Below are 9,085 nucleotides of genomic sequence, written 5' to 3'. Positions count from 1 at the left end.
GACCCGACATTCGAAATCGGCGTGTCTCACAACGATGGCGGATCCGCCATCGGACCGCCACTCACCGTGAGATTCCGCCACGATTTCTGATTCCCTACACACGAAGCCCTGCTGCCGGTCCGGGGCTGAGGCGTCGATTCGGTCGTTCAGGTCGCGGTCGAGGCCGGCGACGTAGCGGCTGGAGAACACCGCCTCGAGCGTGGGTGTTAGAGGCTTGCCGCCGAATTCTTTCAAGTGCGCCCGGGGGGTTGAGTACTTCCGTCCCCGCACACGAATGGCCCCGAACGGGACAGTTCGGGGCCATCTGATGTCGCGACACGGTGCGACGGTCTCATACGTATTGTTCTTCTGCCTGGGTCGCTGAACCTCGGCAGCTGTAGAAAGCGCTCGGTCTCGAACTGGGATCGCACACCCCGCTGTAACGAGTCAGGGTTCTCGACAGGCCTTAACGACTCCATGTCGAATCGTGCGACTCAGCTCATTCGGTGGCACTGACCTCGCGAGCGCCCACCATCGGTGACCGGTTGACTTGACTCACTCTGTCCGCCTGGTTGGCTTCCTCGTCGTCGACCGAACGCCCCCTGGTTTCGCGGAGTCCCACTACACAAAGCAAACAGATGCTCAGAGCAATCGCGGCGCCGACGAAGACACCCGACATCTCGAAAATCGGCAATGCAGCACCCACTGCGACTGGACCAAGCAGTGCGCCGACCTTACCGAACATCGACGCGCACCCCTGCCCCGACGATCGGATGGCGGTCGGGTAACTCTCCGGTGTGAGTGTGTAGAGGACCGCGAAGCAGCCGTTCATGAGGAAGGACATGGCGGATCCGGCCACCACAATCGCCGCGGTGGAATCGGCCATACTGAAACCGATGGCCGCAATAACGGACAGTCCGAAGAGCATTGCCAACGTGTAGCGGCGTCCCAGCCTGCTCTCCTGGACGAACGACATCGTGATCCCACCAAAGATCGCGGCCGCGTTCATAATTAGGGTGTACTGCAAGGAGTCCACCAGCGAATAGCCACGCCCGACCAGCATGCTGGGCAACCAGAGCAGAAATGTGTAGTAGACCATCTGCAGGAAGAACCAGACTCCCCAGATGCGCGCCGTGCGAGATGCAAATTGGCGTGACCAGACCGCTGTGATCGCGTGCCGCAGAGATGCTTTGTGTGCGGCGCCTGCGTTGTCGCTCTGCTCACTCTGAGCGGTGGGTCGCCATGATCCCCCAAGTGACCGGACGATCTCGCTTGCCTCGTCACCACGCCCGTTCAATTCCAACCACCGAGGCGACTCGGGCACGTTGCGTCGCATGAACAGCACATACAACGCCGGTGCGCCAGCCATCAGCAATGCCCACCGCCACCCGTCGTCGCTCAGCGGGATGATGATCAGGCCGATGAGGGTCGCCACCGGCAACCCCACCGTGAAGAAGGTGTCTCCCAGGCCGGCCAACCGTCCCCGATACTTCCTCGGCATCACCTCGATGATGTACGGGGTGAGCAACGCTGCCTCGCCACCGATGCCGATGCCGGCAAGGAAGCGAAGGACACCGAAACTCTCGGTATTCCACGCAAACGCAGAAGCCAGGGTCAGAACGGTGAACACCAGGATGGTAGTCCGCATCATGCGCGCGCGGCCGAGTCGGTCGGCAAGAATGCCCACCGACGCGACACCGATCATGTAGCCGGCCAACGCGGCGTCGCTGATCAGTCCGACGGAGAAGCTGCTCAGGTCGAAATGTTTCGAAAGAACTGGCAGCACCGCTCCGACGATCGTCAGGTCGATCGCCTCGATCATGAAGCCGACGGACGCCATAGCCCAGACGATGAGGTGCTTTCGCGACAATGGCAGGTTCTCCAGGGTCGCGGACAGAGTCCCTTGTGGCGGTGTGGTCATGGTTGTGTTTCCGCTCTGGTTGAGAGGCTGACGGTGTTGGGAGGGAGCCGGGGTCTCGCAGGACAGCGTAAGCCCGGCCGGCGGTAAGCCGATCCTGTGTGGCGAGCATCGCCGCCCGAGGATTTCCTGTTCTCAGCAGCAACTTTGCTGTTGAGATAGCTCGACTATCGTTACTTGTAGGACAACTGTCAATAGCTGTGCGGCCATTTTTCACTGTCGTGACTCGCGTGTAACAAGGCGATCGGTTCCGCCCTTCCCCTCCCGGCGACCGCATGGTAGAAATATGGCAGTTGTCCTACAAGTGACAGGAGAGATCATGGACGCCGCGCTGGTCATCCGCAATGCCGACGTGGTCACCGAGGACGGCATCCGCCGTGCCGATGTGCTGGTCGAATCCGGGATGATCGTGGCGGTCGGTCCGGACCTCACCGTCGGCTCCGCGGGCCGCACCGTCGACGCGACCGGGCACCTCCTGTGCCCGGGATTCATCGATCTGCACGCGCACTCGGCGCTGCGTCCTTTCGACGATCCGCTGCTGTCCGCCAAGGTCGGGCAGGGTTTCACCACCGAACTCATCTGCCCCGACGGGCTCGGTCCCGCCCCTCTGTCGGACGCAACGGTCGACACGCGCCGACGCTATCTGCAGGGACTCGAGCCGAGTACCAACGCGCGCTGGGACTGGCGGTCGATGGAGTCCTACCTCGACGCACTCCAGAGCGCGGCAGCCAGCGCAAACATGACGAGCTGCGTCCCCCACAGCGCGGTTCGCGAATCCGTGATGGGCAACGCGGACCGAGCTCCCGACCGGCGTGAGATGTCGGCGATGAAGGATCTCGTCGCTGACTCGCTGGCCGCCGGCGGCCGTGCGGTTTCCTTCGGCATGATCTATGCCCCCGGTTTGTACGCCGACACCGACGAACTCCGCCAGATCGCCGAGATCGCGGCCGCCTACGACGTGCCCCTGGTACCCCATGTGCGCAACGAGGCAGCCGGTGTCATCGACTCCATCTCCGAGTTCGTCCGAGTCTGCGAAGAGACTGGCGCACACCTCCATGTCTCGCACGTCAAACTCGTGGGTGTTCCGCACCTGCTGTCCGACCTCCTCCACACACTCTCCGAAGCTCAGGACCGCATCCGCTTGACCTGCGATCAGTACCCCTACGGCGCAGGAAGCACGCTGTTGTCCGCCCTTTTGCCTGGTTACGCCTTCGATGGCGGACCGCGGGCGACGCTCGAACGCGTCTCCGACCGTTCCGAACGCGAACGGATGGCGAGAGACATGCACGCCGGTCTGCCCCACTGGGAGAATCTCTTCGCCGCCTGCGGACCGGAGAACATCGTCATCACCCAGGCGGCCGGCGCACGCCGCGACACCGTGTCGAAGACCGTGGCCGCAATCGCCGACGAAACCAACACCGATCCGGCCATCGCCGTGATCGACCTGCTGCGCGACACCGAACTCGACGCATGCATGATCGACCACTACTCGACCGAGAAGGTCGTCCGCGAGATCTTCACGTCGTCGGGTGCCCTGGTCGGCTCCGACGGCGTCTTCAACCCGCATCCGCATCCGCGGTTGTACGGGACCGCGCCGAGAGTGCTGGGTCGTTACGCGCTCCGGGAACAGCTCATCACCGTTCCCGAGGCGATTCGCCGGCTCAGCACCGGCCCCGCGGAGATTCTCGGACTCACCGACCGCGGCGTCATCGCTCCCGACAAGCGCGCGGACCTGGTACTGATCGATCCGGCCCGCTACCTCGACACCGCCACTTACGACGAGCCACATAGCTTCCCACCCGGAGTCGAACTGGTGACCGTCGGTGGCGTACCGGTCTGGGAGAACGGAGCGCACACCGGGCAGCGCCCGGGAGTTGTTGACGGAGTACCACAGGCCGCTTCCACGGGTGATGTGCGATGACGACGGAAACGGCAGATGAGGCACGCACCGTCACCGACGTCGACCTCACCGCAACGCTCCTGAATCTTATCGGTGCGACCAGCGTCTCCCCGGCCGTCGAGCCGGCCGCGAAGGCGCTCTCGACGCTGCTCACCTCATCGGGCTTTGAGGTCTCCGTGGATGACTGGGGAAATGTCATCGGCCGGCTCGACTTCGGGCCCGGTCCGGTAGTTCTCTATGACGCGCACATCGATACCGTCGAGGTCGGGGACCGTTCGCGATGGCGGCATGATCCGGTCGGTGAGTTGGTCGGTGACCTCATCGTCGGGCGTGGAGCCGTCGACACCAAGGGTCCGCTGGTCGCTGCCGTCCATGCCGCACGACAGCTCGCCACTGGCTCCGATGTGACCGGAAGCCTGATCATCTCTGGCTCGGTCGATGAGGAACTCGCCGAAGGCCCGTCGCTGGGGAGAATCCTGGATCAGGTCACGCCCGATGTGGTGGTGATCGGTGAACCCTCCGACAATGTGCTGAGCATCGGCCAGCGCGGTCGCGGTGAAGTGGTCGTCGACATTACCGGGGCGTCGTCGCATTCGGCCTTCCCCGAGTCGGGTGTCAACGCCGTCGACGTGATGGCGGAGTCGCTCCTCGCTCTCCGCGACATGCCCCTTCTTACTGATCCGAATCTGGGCGTCGGTCAGCTGACACTGGTGAGCATCCAGTCGAGTCCCTATCCGAGCCAATCGACCGTCCCGGCCGGCTGCGTGGCGGTGTTCGATCGACGCACGGTGGTCGGCGAAACCGAGGATGAGGTTCTCGCCGAGATCCGCGCGGTGGTCGAGCCGATCGCGCATCGCCACGGCGCCGGCGCCGTCGTGCGCCTCGCCCGTGCGTCCTGGCGCACCTGGCGGGGGCATGAGGTGGACGCTCCGGTCTTCGCGCCGGCCTGGCATCAGGTGGCCGACTCTTGGCCTGTTCGCGCTGTAGTCCCAGCATTGGACGGTCGCGGATTCGATTCGCGAACAACAACGTGGCAGTTCTGCACGCACGGTTCCGAGAGTGCCGGTCGACGAGGCATTCCCACCATCGGGTACGGACCGGGCCGCCCGGACGTGGCCCACACCGCCGACGAAGCGATCTCGCTGTCGGAGCTACGCCAGGGCGTCGACGGCTACCACGCCATCTTCACTGCCCTTCTGGGCTCATCGTGAGGTGCAGCGATTACTGTTAGGGCCGATCAGCTCTCGCGACGACGCCGTAGCTGGAAGATGAAGGCATCCGCGGCAAGCCATGCCTCGCTGCGGTTCACGATCTGTCCCGACTCGTCGCGGGTCAGTTCGCTCAACTGCAGGAGAGCGGGTGCGTCGTCCCCGCCGAACCTCTTGGCCATCTCCGTGTCGGGGATCATCGGCGTGATGGTGCAATCGGAGTATGCCGCCTGGTCACGCTGCAACAGCAGATCCAACACGGATCCGACGAAGTCTCGGCGCATCTCACCGGTGCTCATCACCTCGTCCGGAATGTAGTCGACGATCCAGGCGACAACCCGCCCATCGATGAGTTTGGTGCGGCTGACCCGCGTAAAACCTTCTGTCTCGTCGAAGATCTCGGTCAGGTCGTCGTCACCAACCCCGAGGTGGACGATCTCCACATTGCCAGTGTCGATCGGCCGCCCGGAATTGGAGGCGAAGGTGTCAAACGACACCAGCCGGTCGAGACCCGAGTGGATGGATTCCGGCCGGGGCAACACCCACGAGCCGGAGCCACGGACGATGCGGATGTAGCCGGCGTCCTTGAGCCCCTGCATCGCCGTGCGGATGGTGACGCGCGAGGCTCCGAAGATCTCGCAGAGTTCCGTTTCGGAGGGCATTTTGTCGCCCGGCTGAAGTCGTCCGGACAGGATGAACTCGGCGAGGATGGTCTCGCGGATCTCCGACTGCAACGGCCGACGAGCACGAATACGTGAGATGTCCTTGCTCACCGACGTTCTCGCCGAGGATGCCATCCCTACCTCCCTCAATTGCCAAACGTGTGACCGCCGGCGCGGCGTGCACCGTGCCCGCAGCGTAACAGACGAAGAGCAATAAGTATCTTGACAGTTGTTATACAACTTACTACTCTTCCGATTAGACCCGAAGGAGAAATCACCGTGCGCGAACCCCGGCTTGTGTCCAATCCCCTCTACGCGCCGTCGCAGGTCACCCCACGGACGGCCGAACCCTCGCATTTTCATCACTCCTTGCCGGGTTACGCCCCCACGCCGCTGATCGACGCGCCACACGCAGCCCAGCGACTCGGGGTCGCTTCTGTCCACGTCAAGGACGAATCGGCCCGACTGGGAATGCCCTCGTTCAAGGTGCTGGGCGCCTCCTGGGCCACCTATCGCGTCCTGCTCCGTCACCTCGGTGCGACGAGGGAAGAGATTCCGACGTTGGACGCTCTCGCCGCTCGTCTGACCAACTCCGGCATTCGACTGTGCGCGGCCACCGACGGCAACCACGGCCGCGCCGTCGCGCGAATGGCACGCCTGCTCGGACTGAGTGCGGCGATCATCGTGCCGGGCGATATGGTCGGCGAACGAATCGAAGCCATCCGTGAGGAAGGCGCGACGGTCGAGGTGATCGAGGGGGGGTATGACGATGCAATCCGCCGCAGCGCCGAACTGGCGTCGGAGACAACGCTCATTGTCTCCGACACGTCCTGGGACGGATACGTCGATCCGCCGGGATGGGTGATCGACGGCTACTCGACCATGCTTTCCGAGATCCGGCAGCAATTCCGCGACGCCGGTCTGTCCGCCCCGACGATCGTCGCCGCCCAGATCGGTGTCGGGGCGTTCGCCGCCGCGGTCGCGCGCGGGTTCGCGACCGAATCGCAGGCGCGCCTGGTCGGTGTGGAACCCACACAGGCCGACTGCGTCACCTCGAGCATCGAGCAGGGCGGTGTCACCACCATCCCCGGCCCCCAACTGTCCATCATGGCCGGACTCAATTGCGGCACACCGTCGATCATCGCGTGGCCCGACGTCTCCGCCGGCTACCAGACCTTCGTCACGATCACCGACGAGCAGGCAGCTGACGCCATGCGACTCCTCGCGTCCGACGGCGTCGTCTCCGGTGAGAGTGGCGCCGCCGGACTCGGCGGGTTGCTCTGCCACCGCGACGAGCTCGGTCTGGGGCCCGACGACTCGGTTCTCGTGATCTCCACCGAAGGCGCCACCGACCTTCAGAACTATCGCGCCATCGTCGGCGACGCGGCTGCACGACTCGACCTCGACGTCCACCAGCACGAAGGAGCGCTTCGATGACTACCACCGAGGAAGCAACGCTGTCCGTTGATTCAACCCGGTTGTGGCAGACGCTGTCCGATCTCGGTTCGATCGGTGCGTTCCACGATGCCGATACCGGGCTGAACGGTGTGTGCCGACTGGCGCTCACCGACGCGGACATCGCGGGCCGCAAACTGGTCGTCGGATGGATGCGTGCGGCGGGACTGTCGGTGCGCATCGACGCCGTCGGCAATGTCTACGCCCGCCGCTCGGGACTCGACGACACCCTGGCCCCGGTGATGGTGGGCAGCCACATCGACAGCGTCGCCACCGCCGGACGGTTTGACGGATGCCTCGGAGTGCTCGGCGGACTCGAGATTGTCCGCACTCTCAACGACCACGGCCTCACGACACGACGGCCTATCGAGGTGGCAATCTTCTCCGAGGAAGAGGGCGCCCGGTTCGGCACCGACATGCTCGGAAGCGCCACCGCTGCAGGGCGGATCCCGTTGACCGAAGCCCGGGGCCGCACCGACCGCGACGGTGTCACCTTCGGCGAGGAGCTCGACCGCTACTGCCTTGTCGGGCAGCAATCCGTTCCCATGCCGACCGCCCCGCACGCCTATCTCGAGTGCCACATCGAACAGGGACCCATCCTCGAAACACATCGATCCGAAATAGGTGTGGTCAGCGGTGTGCAGGCGATCACCTGGCTCGAGGTCGAGATCGCCGGGCGCGCAGCACATGCCGGTGCGACGCCCGACGCGCTGCGGCATGACGCCGAACTCGCGGCCGCGCTGATCCGCGTCCATCTCGACGAAATGGTCAAGTCCAGCGAATACGGGGCCATGCTGGCCACCGTCGGCCGCCACGAGACGCTGCCCAACCTCATCAACATCGTGCCGTCCCATGTGCTGCTCACCATCGATCTGCGCAATCACGACGGAGTCGATATGAGCCGTGCGGAAGATGACCTGACCGAATTCTTCCGTGACGTCGAGAGGCGGGTGGGCGTGACGATCACCAGCCGAACGACAGCGAAAACCCCGCCAGTGCACTTCCCGGAGGCAATGCAGGATCTTATCGAGAAATGCGCGGCGAACCTTGGACTACGGCATGAGCACATCACCTCAGGCGCCGGGCACGACGCGGGGGAGATCGCGGCACTATGCCCCGCGGGGATGATTTTCGTGCCGGGTCTCTACGACGGCATCAGCCACAATCCACGCGAGTACTCCACCCCTCAGGCGTGCGCGAACGGCATCAATGTGCTCATGCAGGCAGTTCTCGAACTGAGCGCCCACGAGTAGCCGATGGTGGCACACAGTTGTTCGTCGGTAGAGGGTTCCCGGCCGATCCGGGCTTGTCGGCTGTGAAGATGATCGGGGTCCCGCGGTGGCGAGTTCGGCGCAGACCGGCTCGACCCTGACCAGCCGGTCCGCTTCGTCGATCCATCTCAGTCGGCGTCGATGGTGCGTGTCGCGGAGTCGACGACCAGGTTCGGTCCAACACCGGTGATCCGACCCCGTCGGCAAAAACATCTGCTAGCCGGACCGGGCCCGTGGCAGCAATCGGCGTTTCGAATGACCAGTTCACCGTCATATCTTGCCGAGAGACTGTAGGACAACTGCTATGCACCTATCGTGCTCCCGGGACTCGGAAAGAGAAGGAGGCCGAGGCGCCAGCGCGGTGAGTCGATCACCTCGTCGACGTGCATTTCTTTTGTTTGAGGTACGGGATTGTAAAGAGATGGCGGACGGGCTATTGGACTATTGACAGTTGTCATACAAATTGCCAGGGTGGCTGTACGTCCACGAGGTGGGCCGCATGCGCCGAGAAATCCACGGCCGGTCTGAGACTGCCGTGTGGGGTGAATTCGAGGCGCGATCACCGCTCATGTGATGGCGGTCCGGCTGACAATGGCGAAGAGCGTGTCTCACGTAGGAAGTTTCTTGAAGCAGGTGAGTGCGGCGGCGAGGTGGAGGAATCCGGTGAAGTGTTCGCCGTGGCGTTCGTAGCG

General features: G+C 64.0%; 7 protein-coding genes. 4 read left to right on the top strand and 3 right to left on the bottom strand.

Annotated features, from left to right (window positions below; all coding sequences use genetic code 11):
* Positions 1 to 234, bottom strand: a 234-nt coding sequence (locus MLGJGCBP_RS51650; RefSeq protein ID WP_236581038.1) for a hypothetical protein, incomplete at its 3' end; no start/stop codon positions are given.
* Positions 235 to 478: 244 nt separating this feature from the next.
* Entirely contained in the window at positions 479 to 1,900 is a 1,422-nt protein-coding gene (locus tag MLGJGCBP_RS11745; protein ID WP_160095726.1) for an MFS transporter, read from the bottom strand.
* A 316-nt stretch (positions 1,901 to 2,216) separates the two neighbouring features.
* Between MLGJGCBP_RS11745 and MLGJGCBP_RS11740 the strand changes: the two genes are divergently transcribed.
* Together MLGJGCBP_RS11740 and MLGJGCBP_RS11735 are read left to right on the top strand one after the other, a co-directional pair.
* Complete coding sequence (locus tag MLGJGCBP_RS11740) at positions 2,217 to 3,818, top strand: N-acyl-D-amino-acid deacylase family protein (RefSeq protein WP_160095724.1); 1,602 nt, start codon at positions 2,217 to 2,219, stop codon at positions 3,816 to 3,818.
* Positions 3,815 to 5,008: a M20/M25/M40 family metallo-hydrolase gene (locus MLGJGCBP_RS11735; RefSeq protein WP_160095722.1), complete on the top strand. Its 1,194-nt coding sequence runs from the start codon at positions 3,815 to 3,817 to the stop codon at positions 5,006 to 5,008. Before MLGJGCBP_RS11740 ends, MLGJGCBP_RS11735 begins: the two co-directional genes overlap by 4 nt.
* Before the next feature lie 26 nt (positions 5,009 to 5,034).
* Here MLGJGCBP_RS11735 and MLGJGCBP_RS11730 read toward each other — a convergent pair whose 3' ends face one another.
* Positions 5,035 to 5,802 carry a GntR family transcriptional regulator gene (locus MLGJGCBP_RS11730; RefSeq protein ID WP_160095720.1) on the bottom strand — a complete coding sequence of 256 codons (768 nt, stop codon included), beginning with the start codon at positions 5,800 to 5,802 and terminating at the stop codon, positions 5,035 to 5,037.
* Between the two features lie 144 nt (positions 5,803 to 5,946).
* Between MLGJGCBP_RS11730 and MLGJGCBP_RS11725 the strand changes: the two genes are divergently transcribed.
* Positions 5,947 to 7,104 carry a diaminopropionate ammonia-lyase gene (locus MLGJGCBP_RS11725; RefSeq protein ID WP_160095718.1) on the top strand — a complete coding sequence of 386 codons (1,158 nt, stop codon included), beginning with the start codon at positions 5,947 to 5,949 and terminating at the stop codon, positions 7,102 to 7,104.
* Complete coding sequence (locus tag MLGJGCBP_RS11720) at positions 7,101 to 8,375, top strand: M20 family metallo-hydrolase (RefSeq protein ID WP_160095716.1); 1,275 nt, start codon at positions 7,101 to 7,103, stop codon at positions 8,373 to 8,375. Before MLGJGCBP_RS11725 ends, MLGJGCBP_RS11720 begins: the two co-directional genes overlap by 4 nt.
* The last annotated feature ends 710 nt before the right edge of the window (positions 8,376 to 9,085 follow it).

This window comes from Rhodococcus sp. T7, from assembly GCF_009872365.1.
Taxonomy (GTDB): domain Bacteria; phylum Actinomycetota; class Actinomycetes; order Mycobacteriales; family Mycobacteriaceae; genus Rhodococcus_F.
Note: the sequence above shows the minus strand (reverse complement) of the source record. Positions and strands in the feature narration are given on the sequence as shown.

Bases quoted from the DNA above. Each gene is read 5' to 3' on its own strand.
- MLGJGCBP_RS11745 (WP_160095726.1), bottom strand. From the start codon at position 1,900: ATGACCACACCGCCACAAGGGACTCTGTCCGCGACCCTGGAGAACCTG.
- MLGJGCBP_RS11740 (WP_160095724.1), top strand. From the start codon at position 2,217: ATGGACGCCGCGCTGGTCATCCGCAATGCCGACGTGGTCACCGAGGAC.
- MLGJGCBP_RS11735 (WP_160095722.1), top strand. From the start codon at position 3,815: ATGACGACGGAAACGGCAGATGAGGCACGCACCGTCACCGACGTCGAC.
- MLGJGCBP_RS11730 (WP_160095720.1), bottom strand. From the start codon at position 5,802: ATGGCATCCTCGGCGAGAACGTCGGTGAGCAAGGACATCTCACGTATT.
- MLGJGCBP_RS11720 (WP_160095716.1), top strand. From the start codon at position 7,101: ATGACTACCACCGAGGAAGCAACGCTGTCCGTTGATTCAACCCGGTTG.